Source organism: Reichenbachiella versicolor (genome assembly GCF_003171675.1).
Classification (GTDB): domain Bacteria; phylum Bacteroidota; class Bacteroidia; order Cytophagales; family Cyclobacteriaceae; genus Reichenbachiella; species Reichenbachiella versicolor.
The window spans coordinates 355,523-376,284 of record NZ_QFZQ01000001.1; the positions used below are offsets into that span (position 1 = coordinate 355,523).

The 20,762-nt window shown below is 38.3% G+C and carries 15 protein-coding genes; 8 read left to right on the forward strand and 7 right to left on the reverse strand.

Annotated elements, in window-relative coordinates; translation table 11 throughout:
• Nucleotides 1-73: 73 nt before the first annotated feature.
• Nucleotides 74-2,242 carry a TonB-dependent receptor plug domain-containing protein gene (locus DKG80_RS01535; RefSeq protein ID WP_162555617.1) on the reverse strand — a complete coding sequence of 723 codons (2,169 nt, stop codon included), beginning with the start codon at nt 2,240-2,242 and terminating at the stop codon, nt 74-76.
• Nucleotides 2,243-2,928: 686 nt separating this feature from the next.
• Between DKG80_RS01535 and DKG80_RS01540 the strand changes: the two genes are divergently transcribed.
• Both DKG80_RS01540 and DKG80_RS01545 read left to right on the forward strand, forming a co-directional pair.
• Nucleotides 2,929-3,624 (forward strand): DNA-binding domain-containing protein, encoded by a 696-nt coding sequence (locus DKG80_RS01540; protein WP_109829523.1) that lies wholly within the window; start codon nt 2,929-2,931, stop codon nt 3,622-3,624.
• Between the two features lie 935 nt (nt 3,625-4,559).
• The gene (locus DKG80_RS01545; protein WP_109829524.1) at nt 4,560-5,732 is read left to right on the forward strand and encodes a T9SS type A sorting domain-containing protein; all 1,173 of its coding nucleotides are present in this window, start codon (nt 4,560-4,562) and stop codon (nt 5,730-5,732) included.
• A gap of 192 nt (nt 5,733-5,924) precedes the next feature.
• Here the strand turns inward: DKG80_RS01545 and DKG80_RS01550 are convergent, their stop codons facing one another.
• The gene (locus DKG80_RS01550; protein WP_109829525.1) at nt 5,925-6,116 is read right to left on the reverse strand and encodes a hypothetical protein; all 192 of its coding nucleotides are present in this window, start codon (nt 6,114-6,116) and stop codon (nt 5,925-5,927) included.
• A 154-nt stretch (nt 6,117-6,270) separates the two neighbouring features.
• Between DKG80_RS01550 and DKG80_RS01555 the strand changes: the two genes are divergently transcribed.
• The 3 genes from DKG80_RS01555 (at nt 6,271) to DKG80_RS01560 (ending at nt 7,823) form a co-directional block, all read left to right on the forward strand.
• Nucleotides 6,271-6,852, forward strand: a complete 582-nt coding sequence (locus DKG80_RS01555) for a zeta toxin family protein (RefSeq protein WP_109829526.1) — start codon at nt 6,271-6,273, stop codon at nt 6,850-6,852.
• Nucleotides 6,849-7,007: a hypothetical protein gene (locus tag DKG80_RS21035; RefSeq protein WP_162555618.1), complete on the forward strand. Its 159-nt coding sequence runs from the start codon at nt 6,849-6,851 to the stop codon at nt 7,005-7,007. Before DKG80_RS01555 ends, DKG80_RS21035 begins: the two co-directional genes overlap by 4 nt.
• Nucleotides 7,008-7,190: 183 nt before the next feature.
• The gene (locus DKG80_RS01560; protein ID WP_109829527.1) at nt 7,191-7,823 is read left to right on the forward strand and encodes a hypothetical protein; all 633 of its coding nucleotides are present in this window, start codon (nt 7,191-7,193) and stop codon (nt 7,821-7,823) included.
• Nucleotides 7,824-7,977: 154 nt separating this feature from the next.
• On the opposite strand, the gene DKG80_RS01565 is transcribed toward DKG80_RS01560, so the two are convergent.
• The 3 genes from DKG80_RS01565 to DKG80_RS01575 all read right to left on the reverse strand — a co-directional run bounded on the left by DKG80_RS01565 (nt 7,978) and on the right by DKG80_RS01575 (nt 9,631).
• Entirely contained in the window at nt 7,978-8,184 is a 207-nt protein-coding gene (locus DKG80_RS01565) for a hypothetical protein (protein ID WP_109829528.1), read from the reverse strand.
• Between the two features lie 54 nt (nt 8,185-8,238).
• The gene (locus DKG80_RS01570; RefSeq protein WP_109829529.1) at nt 8,239-8,520 is read right to left on the reverse strand and encodes a hypothetical protein; all 282 of its coding nucleotides are present in this window, start codon (nt 8,518-8,520) and stop codon (nt 8,239-8,241) included.
• A gap of 88 nt (nt 8,521-8,608) precedes the next feature.
• A complete protein-coding gene (locus DKG80_RS01575) occupies nt 8,609-9,631 on the reverse strand; it encodes a PorP/SprF family type IX secretion system membrane protein (RefSeq protein WP_109829530.1) in 1,023 nt (340 codons plus the stop codon).
• Between the two features lie 311 nt (nt 9,632-9,942).
• Here DKG80_RS01575 and DKG80_RS01580 point away from each other — a divergent pair, with 311 nt between their 5' ends.
• Together DKG80_RS01580 and DKG80_RS01585 are read left to right on the forward strand one after the other, a co-directional pair.
• Nucleotides 9,943-15,105 (forward strand): PKD domain-containing protein, encoded by a 5,163-nt coding sequence (locus DKG80_RS01580; protein WP_109829531.1) that lies wholly within the window; start codon nt 9,943-9,945, stop codon nt 15,103-15,105.
• Between the two features lie 364 nt (nt 15,106-15,469).
• The gene (locus DKG80_RS01585) at nt 15,470-15,742 is read left to right on the forward strand and encodes a hypothetical protein (protein WP_109829532.1); all 273 of its coding nucleotides are present in this window, start codon (nt 15,470-15,472) and stop codon (nt 15,740-15,742) included.
• Nucleotides 15,743-15,813: 71 nt separating this feature from the next.
• Here the strand turns inward: DKG80_RS01585 and DKG80_RS01590 are convergent, their stop codons facing one another.
• Nucleotides 15,814-17,007, reverse strand: coding sequence for a hypothetical protein (locus tag DKG80_RS01590; protein WP_109829533.1), 1,194 nt, complete (start codon nt 17,005-17,007; stop codon nt 15,814-15,816).
• Nucleotides 17,008-17,172: 165 nt separating this feature from the next.
• Between DKG80_RS01590 and DKG80_RS01595 the strand changes: the two genes are divergently transcribed.
• Nucleotides 17,173-19,911 (forward strand): T9SS type A sorting domain-containing protein, encoded by a 2,739-nt coding sequence (locus DKG80_RS01595; RefSeq protein WP_109829534.1) that lies wholly within the window; start codon nt 17,173-17,175, stop codon nt 19,909-19,911.
• Nucleotides 19,912-19,986: 75 nt separating this feature from the next.
• Here the strand turns inward: DKG80_RS01595 and yaaA are convergent, their stop codons facing one another.
• Complete coding sequence (yaaA, locus tag DKG80_RS01600; RefSeq protein ID WP_109829535.1) at nt 19,987-20,748, reverse strand: peroxide stress protein YaaA; 762 nt, start codon at nt 20,746-20,748, stop codon at nt 19,987-19,989.
• Nucleotides 20,749-20,762: the final 14 nt, after the last annotated feature.

Consider the following 20,762-nt stretch of genomic DNA (forward strand, 5'->3'; position numbering starts at 1 on the left):
TCTAGTATATGATAGGTCAAAATTCAATACCTAACATGAATTTTGACCTAAGAGTGTTTTACTTCTGATTGCTCTAGTATCTCAGGTTTAGACCTATCATGAAGGATCGACCAAGTTTGTCAGATCCGAAACTTTCAGCAGCAGTTTGATCGGTGAGGTTGACACAATTGGCAAATACTTTCAAGCTTTGGAAAAAAGAATATGAGACGTAAGCATTCAGTCTTAGTTTGCTTTTTATTTTGTTTCCGTCAAAATCACTGATATTACCGGTATCTGAGTCCACTTCAGATAGTGAGTTTAATTTATAGCTATCATAATAGTAACTAGACAAACTTATGCTTAACCCTTTAGCAGGATTTGAGATAATATTAACCCCTCCCCAAACCGATGGGGTGAACTCGCTATCAATGTCAGTGGTGTTGTTTTTGTGACCTTCGAAGACAGTTCCAGTCTCTGGATTATCTCTAGCACCTTCTACATTGTCATTGGGGGAGAAGTTTTTAGCTTCAGTGGCTTGCCAAGTCATGTGAGGTCTGATTTGAAGTTTGTTCTCAAATAAGTTGGCTTGAAACGAAACAGTAGTTCCAACTTGCTCTACTTCAAGCGGTAAGTTTTCATAAATCATACTTAGCGTCAAGCCTGTTGCAGGGTCAAACTGAGGAGTTTGAAAAATAGCTGTACTAAAATCAGTGAACCTTTGTGAGAAGAAGGCTACATCAAATACCATGTTTTCGTTGAATTTGGTACGGTAGCCTACCTCGTACATAGTATTGCTTAAAAGGTCTAGATCTTTACTTCCCATAAACCTAAAATTGCCTCTTGATCCAGCCAATGGGTCATCTGTGTTTACCAAGGTTCGTATGATAAATGATCCATTATACGACTTACCTGTCAGTATTCGTAGAAGGTGATTTTCTGCTAGTTTGTAATTAAGTACCCCTTGATACGCAAAAACACCATCATCTGGGTAGTTAAACCTATCATATCGACCTACTAATACTACCCTGATTTTGTCAGTGGGGGTGGCTTCTAACTTAAGTGAACCAGCGATGTTATTGAGAGAAGCTTTTCCACTCAAAATGCCGTTTATTTCTTTATCTACGGAGAACTCTCGGTCATCAATAAATGAGGACTGGTAGCTTACTGCCGGCCTTATGATTAGTTTGTCCTTCAGTGTTTTAAGACTATAGTCTACATAGATATCAGTATTCTTATAGTTGAAATGCCTTGATCGGTCATTTCCTAGCACACCCTGTACACCAGATAGGTGAGCCGCTACAAAAGAAAAGTTTTTTACTACTCCACTCAGGTTGAAGTTTTTAGAATCGTTGGTATGGGTAGAGATGCCTAAGTCCAAGGACAATGGATTAAGCCCTGTGCTTCGATTGACTCCCAGACCAAATCGTAGTTTGACATCCTCTTCGATGTCATAAAACAAGTCTATATTCCCAGAAAACCTTCTCAGGTTTAAGTTGGGTTCAGGATATCTAGCTTCCTTTAGAGATTCCAATGCACTTATAGAATCAAGTAAGACGTATTCTCCTGTACTAGGATCATAATATTTCTCATCATACCTCTCTCTAGACTCATATCCCAACCCCACCTGTGCGGAGAATTTATCATTCAAGTTTTTACTTATCGTCGTTGACATTTGCTCGATGAATGGACCGAATGCAGCGTTGACCGAAGTAGACATTTCCTGCCCTTCTGGTCTGGTGGTAATTATGTTGATCACACCTGATACGGCATTTGGACCATATAGAGGTGCAACTGGTCCATGAACTATTTCTATTCTCTCTACATCGGTGATGTTGATTGGTAAGTTTTGCCAGTAAACACCGCCTTCCATTCGGTCATATACGGGGCGGTTATCGATCATCAAAAGAATAGTGAAGTTAGTGTACTTAAATACATAAGGAGGGAATCCATCGACCCCTCCTCTCAGTGATACATCATAGGTGCCATTGGATATTTCTCGTACGATTACCCCAGGGCACAGTCGCAGTGCCTCTGGTATATTGGTGGCACCGTAGAGTTCAATTTCTTGTTTACTAATCACAAAGGAAGAAATGGGCGCATCAAAAGAATCTTCTTCTTTTCGAGATGCTGATACTATTTTGATGTCCATTAAACTCTCAAGTGACAATTCAAGGAAGTCATTGGAATCTTCACCAGAATCATCCTGAGCATATACCTGAGACAGACAGAAGGTCAAGATTAAAGTTGGTATTAGTACTTTCATTTTTGATTTTAAATTACAGCTTGTACAATAGAATTTAAATAGCGTTGAAAAGTTCTTTGCATACTCTAAGTTGAGGTTGTGTTCATTCATTTGTCGTTTGTTTGAGCTATAAGAGTCTTTATTGAGATGAGATAAAACGAGTTTTAGAGTTAAGGAATTAATACCTGCTATTAGCATTTGTATTAAAACCTTATAATAAGTTAGTGAAAAAATGGTAGACATGTGCACTCTTCAGTCGAGGACAATTTCCTATTATTTCGGTTTATGGGATTCTAGTGTGAATTTCTGGTACTTAAGATATGTTTCTATCAAACCGATTTAAAAGATCAATTGATAGCCTTCTCTAAATAAGAATATGCATTATTTTTAGATTCTAGTTTAATCGTCAGGATACGATAATCCATTGACTTTGACTAGCCACCTCTGTCAGCGCTTTAATAATATTCAAGAATATGTTTTGCCTCTTGGGTGGAGAATTTTTAATAATGAAATTATCTATTAACCTATGTTACACGACTATAATTCAGTCTAGGCTAGTTCAAAGCCAACAATCACAAGAATTCAGATATATCCGAGTAGTAGCGCGTGCTAGCATTTCAAGCTAGTATGTCAGTGTCTTCGATAAGTAGACATACTCTTTGGATTACCAATTGAAAATCAATTATCAATACTAAATATTTTTAATTATGCCTATTAAGTATGCCTTGTTCCGCAACTATTTGACTACTGCACCTGATGATTATTCAGCTGCGATACAGGATCAGGTTTCAAAAACCAAAGAAGATATAATCGATGTAATGATCGGACGAGGAAGTACGGTGACCAAGGCCGAAACTTTGTCTGTTTTGGAAGAGTTTGAAGCGGCTATAGAACATGTGTTGGAACAAGGGTATAGTGTCAAAACGCCGTTGTTTAAAATATTTCCTTCTATTCAAGGAGTATTTCATGAATCAGACAGTTTTGATAAAAGTCTACATCAAGTGAAGTTAAATGTAATGGGAGGAAGTCGGGTGTCGAAGATTGCACCGAAAATAGAAGTGAAGAAAGTGGAAGCTACATTACCACACCCTACCTTGACCAACTTCAAGGATGCGATATCTAATACCACCAATGATGTCCTGAGTATCGGCGGAGCAGGAGAAGTCAAGGGTAATAGGTTAAAAGTAGACCCTTTGGATGTAGAGCAAGGAGTGTTCTTTGTCGCGCAAGATGGAACAACTACCAGGTCTGAAACCATAGTTAGAAACAAACCAAGTAATTTGATATTCATGATTCCTAAAGGCTTAACAGCTGGAGAGTATCGATTAGAGGTAAGGGCTAAGATTAATGGCTCGAAGGAAGCAAAAGTTGGTGTCTTGAATTCTAGTCTTCAAGTATTATAAGATCTGTTTTTTGTGATTTCTTGTGACTGGTTCGGTGCCTTTACAAGGAATCACTTAACGTTCTAATAAGGCGAGGTACGATGCCTTATTAGGCACAACACTCATGCCACATAAGGCACAGCACTCATGCCACATAAGGCACAGCACTCATGCCACATAAGGCACAGCACTCATGCCACATAAGGCACAGCACTCATGCCACATAAGGCACAGCACTCATGCCACATAAGGCATAGCACTCACGCCACATAAGGCACAACACTTAAGCCACATAAGGTATAGAACTCACACCACATAAGGCACAATATGCTCATTCCATCCTGACGGATTGATTGTAGTTAAATGATCAGTTTTGAGGTATAGCGGTAGGGGGGTAAACTCTACGGTAAGGGTAAATTAGTCCATGTTAAGGTTGGTGTTAGGGGTGATTTGTTCTTGGAAATAGTGGAAGATCATTTTCATAAGATGGAATAATCTGGTTTTTCAATCACAATTTCATCGTTCACAAGTTTTCAGGTTATGTGCTATTTCTTTGGATAGGAGGCTTTTCCAGCATTACAACTGTCCTTTACTATTGGTATGAGGCTTTCATTATTGACCATCCCGTATTCTATTCAAGAGGAGTGTTTTTGTATCCAGAATCTAGTGTGTAGTTATAGGTTTGTTAAGTTATTAATGCTTGTAATTGAAGAATTGTTAGTCCTATCTCTTAAGGGTGGTTATTTCTTGGTTCGAAATTAAATAAGGTTGTATTCTGTATAGTGTATCGAATAACGGTGATATATGCTTATCTACAAATGAATATTTGGTTTGTGCTGAAGTAGGTATTTGGTGTAGGTGTATATTCGGGTGTTATTTGACACTATTAACTATGATTATTATGATGCTATAAATGATGTCTGTAACAGATTATTAACTATTTAATTTTTCAAACAATGAAAATAAACTTTTTACCTCGTAAGCTTTTTCTAAGAGCCTTACTAACCATGCCTTGTGCGCTAATGCTATCAGCTACCTCGCTCATGGCGCAGCTACAACCTCAAGTGACGGGTAACCATGCCAAGGAAAAACTGGTAACGAATAAAAACTGGACTAGAGTATGGAACTTGACTAGTGAATGGGATTCTTTCAATTCTGACCACTGGACGAAAACTCCGGTCGAAGGTCCTTGGACTTGGGCAGGAAGATGGCCAGGTCTTTTTGAGGAAGATAATGTATCTATCTGGAACGGAGAGTTACGAATAGAAGCGGAGAAATTTACCTCTCCCAAATTAGCCGCCAATTGGACCCATGGTGGAGGAGTGGTCAGGTCTAGAGCCAAAATGCAGAAAGGTATGTATGTAGAGTGCAGTATGAAAACTACAGAAACTATCATGTCTGGTACTTTTTGGTTGATCAATCCTCCCGGGTCTTGCCCTAGAGTAGAAGTAGACATTACCGAAAGCGTAGGAGTTACCTCCAATAGAGCTACTTGGCTAGGTGGTCAGTTTTCTACTGGTATGAACTCCAACGTTCACGGTAGAGGAGGATGTGTCGATGATGATAGAGACCCTCATAGATCGAATAATTTTGATCCAGACGCTACTTATCATACTTATGGACTCTATTGGGAATCGGAGACTAAGCTGCATTTTTATCACAATGGAAGATTCATGTGGACTATCACACCTCCATCTGATGCGGTCGATGATATGCATATCATGATGGTAGTAGAGACTTATAATCACAATCTCCCAAGTACTGGGCCAAATGCGGATGTGATAGATGGATTCACCAAACCCAAATGGAGAAGATTGACTAGATATCAATGGGTTAGAACATGGAGACCTGTGGCTGGCAATAGTGGAAATAGAGAGCTTGGCGTAGATGAGTTAGGTAGTGATCAATCTTCTACTGCTTCATTGACGGCTTTCCCTAATCCAGCAAGTGATGTACTTACCATCGAAGGGATTTCGGAAGTTACTGATGTGGTAGTCACTGATATGACAGGAAGACAAGTCTTAGCTACATCGACTTCAGGGACTATTGATGTTCGAAGCTTAGAATCAGGAGTCTATCTATTGAAAGTTTTAGGAACGGGTCAATCAGTTAGATTTAAGAAGGACTGATCTATTAAAATAACATATCAAAAACAACATCATAGTATCATTATTAATATTGAGGCTGACCTAGATATGGTCAGTCTCTTCTTTTTTGGTCTCGGAATGCTATGAGTTAATGGGGTTTTCTATTCAAAGAAGGCGTTGATTATATGTTTTTTAGCTTGTTGGGGCAAGTTCAGAAAAGTTCTTCTGTTCACCTTAGTCCAGATTTACCCATTGATTTAATCTGTCCTTGACCTCATAAGAGGAGTAAACTCCGTTAGGTTTTTCATTTTGTTCTGATTTTTCAATGTCAGAAAGCATAGCGAGTTGCTTATAAACATCCTCAAGCGTAGACTTAGGATTCAATTGATCTGTAATTGTATTCAAATGATCTTTGAGAATTTCCATGTACCAAATTTAGCAGTCGTTCAATCAATTTCTGTTTGGTCGCAATAGCATGTATCTATAACATTCATTATCTGAAGTCTTCTGAAAACATAAAGGTGAGTGATGGCGTCTGACGATACGACTTACTCATCAATTCATCGCTTATCTTTACATTGTGAAAAGTAAGAACCTTTACATAATTGCTGGTTGTAATGGAGCAGGGAAAACAACAGCGTCTTTTAATATTTTGCCTGAGATACTGAAGTGCAAGGAGTTTGTTAATGCAGACGAAATAGCTAAAGGGCTTTCTCCTTTTAATACGGATTCAGTCGCTCTAGAAGCAGGTCGATTGATGTTGAAGCGAATAGAGGAATTGATGAGCCAGAATCAAGATTTTGCTTTTGAGACAACTCTTTCAACTCGTAGTTATGTTTCCAAAGTTCGAAAAGCTCGGGAGTTAGGATACAGGGTGACATTACTGTTTTATTGGTTGGATTCTGTAGATCTAGCCAAAAAGAGAGTTGAGACGCGAGTTGAAGAAGGAGGGCACAATATACCTGAAGATGTTATAGAACGTAGGTATAAGAAGGGAATAGATAATTTGTTTAATTTGTATCTTCCTATTTGCGATTATTCGATGGTGTTTGATAATTCAAGTTCGGACCCAGTATTGATATTTGAGCAGATTATTCATGGAGATATCAAGGTTTCGGATCATGTGAGGTTATCTTCACTTAAAGAATATTTACAGAAATGAAGAATTCGGATATATCACAGCTGAGAAAAGCAATTTTGGAAGGTATGTCAATATCTGCTGAAAAGCTTAAAAAGCAGAAAGCACAGTTAGGGAGAAAGCTTGTTGTAAGTGATAACGGAGAGGTTAAATTAGTGTCTCCTGACCCTAACAAATAATAGTGTACAACTATTCTAGTTATTGGCTGTCTTCTGAATTATAAAAATGAGTAGAGTGTCAGTAGACTCTAGGGCTCTATTGTCAGTTTTCAGTATCCTAGTCCTAATATTGAGGATAGTGATTCGGTCAAACCCTTTGGATATTCACTATATACATTACAATCTCTCTCTTATTTTTCTTGCATGGATTTAGATTTATTTAAGGCCTGTGAATTGTGGCTTAAGGGGACTGAACTTTCAAGCTATAAAGTTTATGGGGTTTCAATTCTCTGGATAGGTAGAATAGGTATTCTTATTCAATTTTTTGGTGCTTCCTTAGTTGTGGTTGAAATTATAGGGTATGAGAGGTTGAAAAGGTTCAGTTATGATATTGCAGAGCTAATTAATTTTAAGAAACTTATGAAGTTTGCCACTTACGCTGTTAATACTACACGAAAGTGGTTCAGAAAGATTGGTGAAAAAAAACTGACTGAAGCTGAAAAGGACTCTATTGAAGTAGATTCTTGGTTTGCTTGGGTTATTGTTATTACCGCCAGTTTTAATGGAATTTATAGTTGGGTTGTATTTTCTGAATCAATGCATTGGCTTTTGGCTTATTTCGTTGCTTCGTTTGTTTTGGCCTTGTCTGGATACATAACTCCAATTTTAATAACATTTTTAATGCTATTGGTTTTTTCTCTGCTTTACCTGTGGAATACTTTCTTTTTGGTTCCTATGTTGTGGGTTTTAGCTCAGAAAAAGTTGAATATTATACTCAAAATAATTGCTCTGATATTCTTAATAATCGGAACTTTTATGGACTTGTTAGCTTCCTAGATGAGATACAACTGCTACTGACGCTGTATGATTTTACTACAGTTTGCAAGCATTTTGAATTTTATCAAGTAGTTGTTTTGGGTCTTATTAGTTGGTCCGAAGTCAAAGAAGTTTAATGAATTTTGAGCTGTTTAACTCCAGATTACTTCTTTCATTATCTGTTCAGGATATCTCTTGAGTTGGTGTGCTTCATACCATGATCAGGAGATTCGGTGTCCGCTAATTGAAGGAGTTCAACTATTTCCGATGGTAACTCATCTAACGATAGATTACGGAAGTTTTCTATTTTACTTAAGAGCTTTTCATCTTGTAAATTAGTTATCCAATTGATTAACGATATTTTACGTTGTGCAATAGTCATAATGTAAAACTACAGGATTTAGTGAATGAAGGCAATTTCGCTTGTTTAATGGACTTAAACACCGTCTCCAAATCCTGTTAAGGTTTTCCAATTATCAGTATTGGAATTAGAGTTTCTTTTTCTGTTTTGCTTTGTATAAACTTTGAGTACAGGTTCTTTGATCATCTTTCTGATTATAAAGCCCCAAACATAAGGAATAACCCAATTTAGAATGGTGTTAATAATCTTTTGATTAGGGTTTAATTTGGTCGTTTTCAAAATTATCATTTGAGTTATTACTGCCAGTATTATATGAGGTAAGGAAGTAACTATTATGAAAATTTCGAATTTGTTCATGAGAAAGAAGTAAACGCTACCTAATTCGTAAAAGACAGTTTACTAATTGATTCCGATCTGTCATTTGACCCATATGCATAGACACCAATTAAAACATATAAGGAACGGGACACTGAAGTTCCCTTACATTGCGAGAAGGTTTACGAGGATCACCCCATTTGAAAGAGTAAGTCAGTGAAAATTCATGAGCACCTCCAGTAGCGATACCGAGATCAGATAGTGTAAAGTCAAAGCTATATCCGAAAGCAAAATTGTTCTTTTGAAGACCAAGCATAGCTACGATAGCTTCCGCTCGATTATTTTCTTTGATAGGAATTCCTCTGTACCATAGTCCCATGATGATAGGAGAGTAAGTGAAATACGCTCCTAGGTCTAGCTGGTGAAATCCAGCTTGTGTTCGGTAATTGAAAGTGGGAGTTATGCTTTTTTCCTGACCTCTAGCGTTTACGCCCGGTTTGTAATTGGTACTAAGCGGGAATTTGTATCCGCCGTGTATTGAAGTCTTTCTAGGTAACGGATCAGAAACAACTCCTAAAGATTGATCTGGTTCCAATACATGGTGTACTGCCACCCCGATCCATGCGTTCTTAGAAAAGATGATACCTCCAAGGCCAGTGTCAAAGAAGTTAGCCTTTTGATTTCCGAAGGTTTCAGCAGAAGGGTTTCCAGTAAAGCCATTTTCATCTACCTGATCTCCAAAGATCAAACTTGAGAAATCGATACTTCTAGTAGCATAAGATATTTGAAAGGCAGGTCTGAAAGTATATTGTTGATTGAGACGTACTTGATAAGCGTATTGTAGCGCCACTTCACTATTTCTTAGTCCAGTAGCCCCAGCTTCATCATTGGTAAAGATCAAGCCTACGCTGCTATTCTTTTCGTCAAAATTCACATCTACATACGCAGAGAAAGTTTCAAACTTAGCATCGATAGCAGGCCACTGTAGACGGTAGTTCATACCCGCTCTACCCATTTGATTGATACCAGCGAGAGCAGGGTTGAGGTATAGTGGTGCTGCATAGTATTGAGAAAACTGCAAGTCCTGAGCTTGAAGTGAAGCACTCATCAGTGCTATGAAAGTCAAGAATAAACAGACGAGTCTTTTGATCATTGTAGAGGGAAAATGTCCTGTTACTGCGTGTATATAGAATCGATGCAAATTATAAAATATTGCCCCATTTAGAAAATCATTTGGTTTTACTTGATCAGATGAGCATAGAAAACATTATTCCTATCGTTACTAACTTGAATCCTATGGATTTGGCTTATTTTTAGCCCTTGATTCCGTATTGTGAGGCTACAGTAGCGGAGTCGATTAGAGAATTAGTTGTTGTGTAGACTAGGCGAGGCAAACTCTTGAGTAGAATTTGGTCAGTGTTAAGCCCTGCAACTACCAACAAATAACTTTAACTCCAGACATAAATGACTCTTAACTCCCCGATCAAAATTACTGAATGCATCATTCGAATTCTGTTTGTGGTATTTCTGATGCCTTCATTAGCGCATGCTCAGAACCTATCAGAGTACAACTGGTATCTGGGAACCACAGATGCTTCCATTAGATTTGGACAGTCCAGTGACGAACCACAGTTGATTAATGGAGTCTCGGCTTTAGGAGGGGTAGGATCAGGAGTAACCATAAGTGATCCCGTGACTGGAAATATTTTGATGTACACAGACGGTCAGTCAGCCTATGATCTCTATGATAACCTTATCACTTCAACCACTCTCAACGGAGATCCTAACCTGAATACCTCAGTCGTAGTCATTGCAAGACCTTATTCAGTAGGAGAGTATCATATATTAACCAATACAGGAGCGGCTATAGAGCAGTCTGTTTTTAGTCGAATCACCAATGATTTTGTTTCTTCAAATATCCCAGTAGCAGGACTGAATAATCCAGCAGAGGGAATGATCGTAATTCGTCAAGATATCGATAACTATTGGTTGATCACACAAGATGTCGTCAGTACCGAAATCAGCGTCACGGAAGTTAACTCAGGAGTGGTAGGAGCCACCACGAATTACAATCTCTGGAATACCACAACCGCACTATCCTTCGAAATATCAAGTTTTGCATACGATCCCGTCAATGGTAAATTAGCAGCAGCCCCAAAGACTGAAAATAGAAATGTAACCTTGTTTGATTTCGATTCGGGTACAGGAGTACTTACGCTTGACGATGTTATCCTCAATACTGGGCGATCAGATGGTCTAGGGGAATCCATTTATGATTTGGAATGGTCAGCATCCGGAGACTTACTGTATATCTCTAGATTTGGAAGTGCAGCTACAGACGCTAATGTTTATCAGTATGACGTCAATAGTACAGTGACGGCATTGAATTCAATATTACCCGCATCTGTATTTAGAAGTTTTGGTCTTAAAAGAGGGCCCGACAATCACATCTATCACTTATACCAATCATCCTCTACTAGTAATATTGAACTCGGCGTCATAACAGCAGCTGATAGTACTTTCAATAATTCAGACCCATCTCAGGGACCACAGTATGATCCACAGCCATTGGATGTTACCAATATAGCTGCTCAGCAGTTTCCTACTTCGCCAGAAGAGCATTTCGAAACATTCAACTTTGCAGATATCATGGTACTGGATACCTGTGCCAACCGAACAACTAAATTATTTTCTTCTGTATCACCTACACCAACTAGTTACGAATGGGACTTTGGAGATGGTGGAGATCCATCAGATGCGGTCAACCCTGTCTATACTTATGAAACAGCAGGTAACTTCACAGTAACACTCAGGGTATCGCTCAATGGTATCACGGAAACAGTTACCAAGGATATAGAAATAGTAGCAGGTGATCTGAGTATTGATCTAGGTACAGATACAGTACTCTGTGCTGGAGAAACATTGACACTAGATGCGGGAGCGGGAGCCCTTTCTTACGCATGGAATACCGATGAGACTAGTCAGTCTATCGTTGTGGATACTACTGGGGTCTATTCTGTTAGTGTGATTTCTTCCACAGGTTGTGTGTATTACGACTATATCGGAGTCACTACTTATGGTGACACAACTACCTTCCGAAACCAATGGTACTTCGGTGAAGGAGCAGGGATTGATTTTGATGATGATTCCGCACCTATAGAAGACGCTAATTTGATCATGTCTCCTCAAGCATCGTCTTCAGTATCCGATCTGAATGGTGAATTGTTGTTCTATACCGATGGAGAGACTGTTTGGAATCAAGAGCATAATGTCATGGTGAATGGCGATCTGCTAGGAGGAAATAATGAATCTGTACAGGGAGCGATGATTGTCCCAATGCCTGGAGATACCACGACCTATTACATTTTTACCACAGACTCAGTAGGAGAGGGAACCTACGAACTCAAATACTCTATTGTAGATATGAAGCTGGACCAAGCCCGTGGGGAAGTGGTTGTCAAAGATCAGGTTCTCATGAAAAATTCGTCAGAAAAGATGACCGCCATCGGTCTTGGGACAAATGCTACCATGCTGTATGTGCATGAATTTGGGAACAATAATGTAAGAGCCTATCGATTGACAGAAGATGGCATCGAGCCCCCAGTGATTTCAAGTGCAGGAACTTCGCTGAGGTTTAACAATGACGAAATGGGAACTGCAGAGATGCAGATTGGTACAGGTGTATTAGCCGTAGCGATTCAAGATACACCAGATAACTATGTCGAACTACTTCAGGTCAATGACACGACAGGTGAAGTGTCAGAGTTGGCACTGATCAATATCAATGAAACTGACCCTGTGAAGATTTACGGATTGGAATTTTCTAGTTCTATGGAGAAGCTTTATGTGTCTACTAATGGCAGTGGTTCCAAACTGATTCAATTTGATCTTGATAGCTTATTTGGTGAAACTCCTGTAGCCGATATTGAAGGAAGTAAGTTTGTTTTGGGGACAAGCAGTGCCGAATTTGGAGCCCTGTCAACAGGTTCTGATGGTATTATTTATATGGCAATTAATAATTCGTCAACACTGGGAACAATCACCAGTCCAAATGAAGACGATGCTGGAGCTGGATTCGTGGAAAGTGGCTTTGATTTAGCAAGCCGAACCAGTAGACTAGGACTTCCTAACTTCGTGGCTGACAATCCCGTATCTTCACAGCAGCCTGGTATTTCGATTTCCAACGCCTGTTTGGGGCAATCAACTTTATTCATAGGTACAGGTACATCAATCATTGACGAATATTTCTGGACATTTGGAGATGGAACCTCAAGTACTAATGAAACCGACTCCGTAACATATAACCTAGAAGGTGATTACCCGATCAGCTTGAGAATAACCAACCGATGTGGACTAGATACGCTATTCAATGAGACAGCTACGGTTAATGCCATTCCAGCCGCACCTACTGTAGAAGATGCAGCTAACATTTGTCAGGGAGCAGTGACACTTGAAGCATGGCCTTCTGACTCGGTAGGGCTATCATATACTTGGAGTAATGGAGAAACTACTAGAGAGATTACAGTGGACGAACCGATATTACTATCAGTTTTCATCACCGATACCAATGGCTGTAATTCAAATACCCGAACCACTTTTGTAGATGATACCTCTCCAACAGTAGATCTTGGAGCTGATCAATTCATTTGCCAAAATGTAGCTTTCGCAGACTTGAATGCCAATAACCCTGGTTCATCCTTCGTATGGACGATTAACGGAACCGATACCGGAAATGGTCTTAGTGTACAACCAGTAGAAACATTTACCGCAGGGACATTTGAATATGCAGTGGAGGTAACGGATATCTTCAGTTGTGTAGGAACAGATACTTTACTCCTGACCATTAACCCTACGCCTGACGCCGATGCTGTAGCAGTAGCTACTACGGGCGCTTGTGGTAGCACTGATGGACAAATCGATTTGACAATCAACGAAACAGGAGACTTTTTCTATCAGTTGACAGGAACCGCTGTCGAAGGACCTACAGCTGTAGCAGGAAGTGCAACTTATGTTATAGATAATGGAGGTGCAGGATTAGGAGCCGGTAACTACACAGTCGCAGTCACTAATGTCATTTCAGGTTGTGTGAATTCTATTTCTACACCTATTGCCGATGGAGGAGTTGGATATACTATTGATGCAACCAATACTAATCCGGGGTGTGATGATGCAGGTGAGATTACAATTACATTGGGCACTGCTCCACCTGCTAATATCGACTATGAGCTTTATGATCAGCTAGGAACGCTGCTTTACAATGGTACTCTACCAGTGGCAGCAGGGACTGGTAATGTCGTAATAGCTAATCTTGATTCAGGTAATTATGACTTAGTATTAGAAGAAGTCGGAGGTTGCATCAGAACTCAAGATAATATTCAATTAAACTCTCTGCCATACGCAGACTTTTTGGTGCAGCCAGAAGTAATCTGCGGTACTGAAGGCCAAATTGGAATTTCACCAGTTACCGTTGATGCTGTCATTTCCTACACTTGGACACCAGCTGGAAATATTGTAGGGACTAATGTGGGAGATTCAGTCATCGTCTCCACAGGAGGAACTTATACAGTCACATCTGGAGGTACAGGTTATTGCCCACAAATACAAAATGTTAATGTAACCCAAAACAGTGCTCCAGCAGGAGCCATTACTATTGATGGTGATGTCTGTGATGGGGAAAGATTAGCTACAGCGGAGGTAACGTCTAGTGCTGTAGGTAACTTGTCATATCAATGGTCCGATGGATTATTGTCTACACAAAGAACCATCACAGAAGTTGGCGATTATACTGTTACTTTCTTGGATCAAGGCACAGGTTGTTCGACGACCATTACACAGAACATAGAAGTATATCCAGAGTTGACGGTGTTCCAAGTTTCAGAACCCAATTGTGACAATACAGAAGAGATTTTTATAGATGCTTACGCTAATATCACAGAAGACGTCACTTTCACCTGGACATTACCAGATGGTACCGTCTTGAGTGATACTACTGCTGAATGGACAGCCTCAGAGAGTGGAACCTATACCGTAGATGTAGCATCAACTGTCAATGTTTGTACAGCCACTTCATCTTTCGATGCTCAAGTCGTTCCTATCTTAGACAGTCTTTTGGTGCTACCCAATAGAGATGGGATTTGCCCTATAGACCCTAATACTGAATTTAGTGAAGTAACTCTTGATGCAGGATCATTTGCTTCATATGCTTGGAGTTTGCAAGACGAACCAGATACTTTATCAACGGATCGTTTTTACACAGTCACAGAAGTAGGCTGGTATGAAGTCAGAATCACCAATGGCTTTACCTGTATTACAGATATAGTAGAAATCTATGATGATTGTAGACCTGTCGTTCATACTCCAAATGCCTTCACACCAGATGGCAATGGTGTTAATGACACATACTTTGTCTATGATAACCCTTATGTTCACAATTTCAATATCAAGATCTATTCCCGATGGGGTGAAAAAGTCTACGAAACCAATGATGTAAACTTCAATTGGACTGGTGCTTATGAAGGAGAACTCCTTCAAGGTGGAACCTATGTATACGTGATGACTTTTGAAAGCTGGCTTCAACCAGAGCTAGGAGAAATCCAGCAACGAGGTAGCGTGGCTTTAATTCGATAGGTTTATTGCCACCCGTCTGATATGAGTGGTAATCAAAAGGTTACTATATACTAGTTTGTATCACTTTCAAAATGCACTTTTGAGATTGTCTCATCAGCTTTAAAACTTAAGAATTGATTAATAAACCTTTTTTAGGGTCACTATTACATCCTAATGCAAAGCCTGTAGGTTGAAACGTCGAATTCAACCGATGACTGGTTAATCATACAAAAAGCGTATTTCACCCCTTTAGATTTACGGCTAAACTATTCTCAATAATTCCAGAAAATTGCTCCTCTAACTTTGAATTGTACTTATGAAGATCACCGATACATAGAGTGTTTTTGTAAGGGGAAATGATTGTGAAAATTTAAAGTATAGGAAAATGAGAGTTGTTAAGGTAATAGTTTTAGTGTCAGTATTGGTTTTTGGAAATAATGCTGCAATGAGTAAAGAAAAGGCTTCAAATAAGGATGTAACTGCAATAGGCAGCAAGACTATCAAAAAGCAAAAGATTGGTCAAGAAGCAACTCTAGATAAGTTTGGTGATTTTGATGGAGATGGTATTATCAACTTGTACGACAGATGCCCTTGTCAAAGTGGAAAGAAAACTGATACTGGTTGTCCAGACGAAAGAACGAATTTAAAAATAGCTTAAAGCAACACTGGTAAAGACTAATGGGCCAACATGGCTATAACAATCTTTCGTTTTCCTTTTTTATACAATTGTTAGAATCGTTCTTCCTTAAAAGAACTCATGGTTAGTAACAAAACGCCAAGCCCCATCAAACCACTGAATACCATTAAGGTTTTTGGATAAAATCCAAAACCAAACCCGACCAAAAGAAGTATAGATTCCGTCAATACGAAACCTACCAATAAACAAGATGTTCCAACTTGAGTAACTATACTCGATATCATCCATTCGAGTCTGAGTAGGATATAGAGAAACAGGAATGAAATTACCCCGATTAAACTTAGGTGTATAAATGCAATAATTATAAACCTATTACTGCTAGCATAAATCTGCAAGTTTGGGATTAATGATAGGCCTTGTGCAAGTATTTTGATAAAATAGCATACCAACATCACGATCAGTAGATATGATAGTTGGTTGTTTAGTAGACTTTTAATCGATGTGCTTTTAAAGCTCATTATCAGGTAATACAACCCGATTATTTCCGTCAGTCCAGCAAAAACAGCAAATGGATATATTAATTCTTTGAAACTCATACCCAATAGAGAAAGAGCATATGCGGGTATCACAGCAACCACATTGAGCCAATAGAATATCAAAGCATACTTAATGTTAAATGAAACATTGTTTAATTCCAGTACTCTAAAGAACAGTCCAATTGCCGTAAACAGAAACCAACCGTTGTATTGAAAATGGAGGAATCCATAGATAACTGAATGGTATAGTTCTGAACCTGATAGCCCCTTAGCAGAAATAATTCCTATGGCATATGGTGCGAAAGTTGAAAGAAGTCCTAGCCACATTCCAGCTTTGATCCAGCGTAAAGAATAAGGAGGAGATTGGCTATAATACCTATTTGAATCTCTAATGAAACTCCAGAAAAACCGGTAATTCAAGAACTGAAAAAGCGTTGAAAACAATATTGAGTACAATGCATATCCTTGAATAACAAATGCGATCATGATCAATATAATCAGCGGAATCGTAATTCTAAACTGAAGAGAATACCGGCTTTTCTTGACTTGGAAAGGGTTTAAATATAGGGCAGGGATAAGTAGCAGTATCATTGTATAGATCCATCCTTGAAACCCAATATGAGAATGGGCATGAAGTAAATGAGTGTAATTCCAATTGAGACGTAAATATGGAAATGCTCTAAGAAGTGTACCAATAACCGCTACACTCAATAAAAATAGAAAGCTAATTCGAACCCAACTACGCAACATAACTTATCATTCTAGAATGCAAACTATAAAGACTCTTGCTATGTATAGATGATTAATATCATACTATATGCTAAAAAACATATTAATTTTTCAAGATTAATTTTCTGCTATTACATATTATAAATAGTTTCGAGCTCAATTAATCTATTACTAATAATTCTAATTATGAGAAAATTATCTACTGCCTTACCAACCTTACTATCTATATTATTATTCACTTATTCTTTACAAGCTACCACACTTACCGACAAGGAAATTCTAATTGAACTCTATAACTCTACTGATGGAGCTAACTGGGATAATACTTGGGATTTAGGAGGTGATCATACCCTTTGGTATGGGACCTTGTGGGAAAGTGGGAGACTAACTTTTTTAAGTTTGGGTGAAAATAGTTTGTCGGGAAGTATACCAACATCCATTGGAGGACTGGAAAAGCTTACATCTCTAAATCTCAGTAATAATAATTTGTCTGGAACATTACCATCTGAATTAGGGGACCTTGCTGAACTTGATTTTTTGAGTCTAAGTAATAACTCTTTATCAGGGACAATTCCAAGTTCGTTTTCCAGTTTGACCAAGATGGAGGTTCTCTATTTAAGTTATAATAATTTTGAGGGTGAATTTCCCCAAGCCATATTAAGTATGCTGTCGTTAGAGTGGCTTCATATTTCCGAAAATAATTTTACAGGAGAACTGCCAGAGAATTTATCAAATTTAACCTCATTAGTCAGCCTTCTTTTAGATAATAATAGTTTTACAGGAAATGTTCCTAGTACATGGAGCTCACTTAAAGAAATATTTCAATTTAAACTAGGATCTAATAATTTTTCAGGTGATTTTCCCGAAGTTATTAGGAACTTTAAAAAGTTAGAAAGACTAGAATTAGGTAGCAGCAGTTTTGATGGAGAGCTTCCAGACTGGATTAGTGAGTTTACTCTTTTGGTAGATTTAGATTTAAGCTACAATAGCTTTTCTGGAAATATTCCTAGTTCTTGGAGTAGTTTGGTCAACCTCAATAATCTAAACCTTGGCTCAAACGATCTATCGGGTAATTTTTCACCAGTTATTAGAAACTTTAACAAGTTGGAACAGTTAATTCTCCGAGGCAATGATTTTGAAGGAGAACTCCCAGATTGGATTGGTGAATTGATAGTTTTGGAGAATCTCGATCTCGGTTCTAATGAATTTTCAGGAAGTATTCCAATGGAATTAGGGGATTTGAGTAACCTGAAATTACTTTCACTAGATAATAATCAGTTTGCAGGAGGTGTTCCTAGTACATTGACTCAATGTACTTTACTAGAATCACTGGATATTTCAAGTAATAGATTTACATCATTGCCTGATTTTACAGTATTGACAAACTTGGGAAGTGAATACTATGAAGGTCTGGATGTTCAAGATAATGCTATAGAGATTGCTTCAATTGTCAAAAATCTTGATTTAGTTTCAGCTGGGACAAATTTCAGGTTTGAAGACCAACATATAGATGAAGAGCTTTTCGTTTCATTTGAATTAGGAAAATCTTATACTCTTTCTGTAACGGAACAAATTTCAGGTACTAATTATCAGTGGTTTCACGATGGACAAGAGATAGATGGTGCTACCTCGCATGAGTATGAAATTGATGTAGCAGATGCTACAGATATAGGTTTCTATTCTTGTGAAATGACTCATACAGATGTATCAAGTACTTTTTATCGTAGTGATATTTACTTTAACAAAGGCAGTAATGCCAGTGACATTGATGCTTTGATAGCTTTATACAATGCTACAGACGGGGATAACTGGAATGTTTCGTGGGACTTATCAGGGGATCCTCAGAATTGGCATGGTACTACTTGGGAAGGTGATAGGATTGTTGAGCTAGATCTTGGCGATAACAACCTAAACGGTACTATTCCTGCCGAAATAGGAGATGTGACAATGCTTGAAAGTTTGGATCTTTCTGTTAATGAGTTTCTTTCAGGTCAAATCCCATCTTCTATTGGTACTCTGAGAAAGCTATGGTATTTTTCACTTTATGAAGCAAATTTAACTGGCGAAATTCCAGCATCCATTGGTAGGCTCTATAATCTCTTTGCGGTTTTTTTAGATAATAATAAGCTTATTGGAGCTTTACCAAGTGAATTAGTCAATTGTAAAGATCTCTATGCTCTAGATATATCTTCAAATCAAATTTCAGGAATTCCAGATTTATCTTCATTAGACAATTTTGGTAAAGGTATGTTCAATGGATTTAGAGTAAACAATAATAAAATTGGTTTTGCAGATATAATGGTTAATCTTTCTTTGAAGGATGATGATTCTGATTTTGTATATGATAAACAAACAATAGACAATTCAGAAGATATTGTCTTGACGGAAAATGAAAGCTATACTTTAGAAGTTACTAAACAACCAGATGGTACCAATTATCAATGGTTTAAGGAGGAGTTGCGTATTGATGGTGCCGCAACTCATACACTAGAATTAGAGGAGTTGACCTTAGATGATACTGGAGTTTACACCTGTATCATGTCACACCCCTCAGTTTCTGACCTTATTGTCACAAGAGAGAATATTACTTTATCGGTAGAAGAGGAAGAAGAGGAAGAGGAAGAAGAGGAAGAGGAAGAGGAAGAGGAAGAGGAAGAGGAAGAAGAGGAAGAAGACACTGTAAATGACGTTGAAGAATTTAATTCAGGATTAAAACTATATCCAATTCCTACTAGTAATATGGTCTATGTAGAATCAAATGAAGAATCTATCAGTAAGATTGAATTAGTTAATATGGACGGACTGTTAATCAAAGAATCTTACAATACTGAGTCTGTCGATCTTTCAACAGTTTCAACTGGAGTATACTTCTTGAGACTTTACGGTCAAGGAGAAGTGATTACTAAGAGAGTGATAAAGAAATAATTTCAGGATCTATTGTTATAGATCGTGTTATGCCAAAAATGTTAAAAGCCTTATGCTAGTCGCATGAGGCTTTTTTTATCCTCTTGTAAATACCCAATCTGTATCCGTAGACATACTTGGATTGAAAACGTATCCGCTCGTATCGAATGCTTTGATTTGTTCTACATCTTCGATTTTGTTTTTGATGATATAGTTAGCCATCGTACCACGGGCGTTTTTTGCATAGGTCATTTTGATCTTGTACTCTCCGTTGCTGAACTCTTTAAAGATAGGAGTGATGACTTGAGCTTTGAGTTTTGGTTGTTGAACTGATTTAAAGTATTCAGTCGATGCTAAATTCACTACTGTTTCAGCGCTATCTAAATCTATATTTAGACGTTCAGTGATTTTGTCTCCCCAGAATTGATAAAGATTATTGGCACTGTAATATTTCAGCTTAGTTCCCATCTCTAATCTATATGGCTGAATTAAATCCATTGGTCTTAAAACCCCATACAGTCCGGATAGAATTCTTAAGTGTCCTTGTGCAAAATCAAGGTCGCCATCGTTCATTTCACTAGCATTCAAACCACGAAAGACTTCGCCATTGAAGGCCAACATTGCTTGCTTCGTATCTTCTCTTAAAGGGGTTGGTGTCCATTTTTTGTAGCGATCCATATTGAGAGCTACAAGTTCCGGACTGATCTTCATGAGTTCACCTAGTTTCTTACCCGAAAAAGTATTGAGCTTTTTGATCAGCTTGGTTGATTCTTCTACGAAATCAGGCTGAGAGGTCATTTCAGTGTTTACTGGCGATTCGAAATCTACGGACTTGGCAGGTGAAATAAGTACGATCATATCCTTCTGTATTT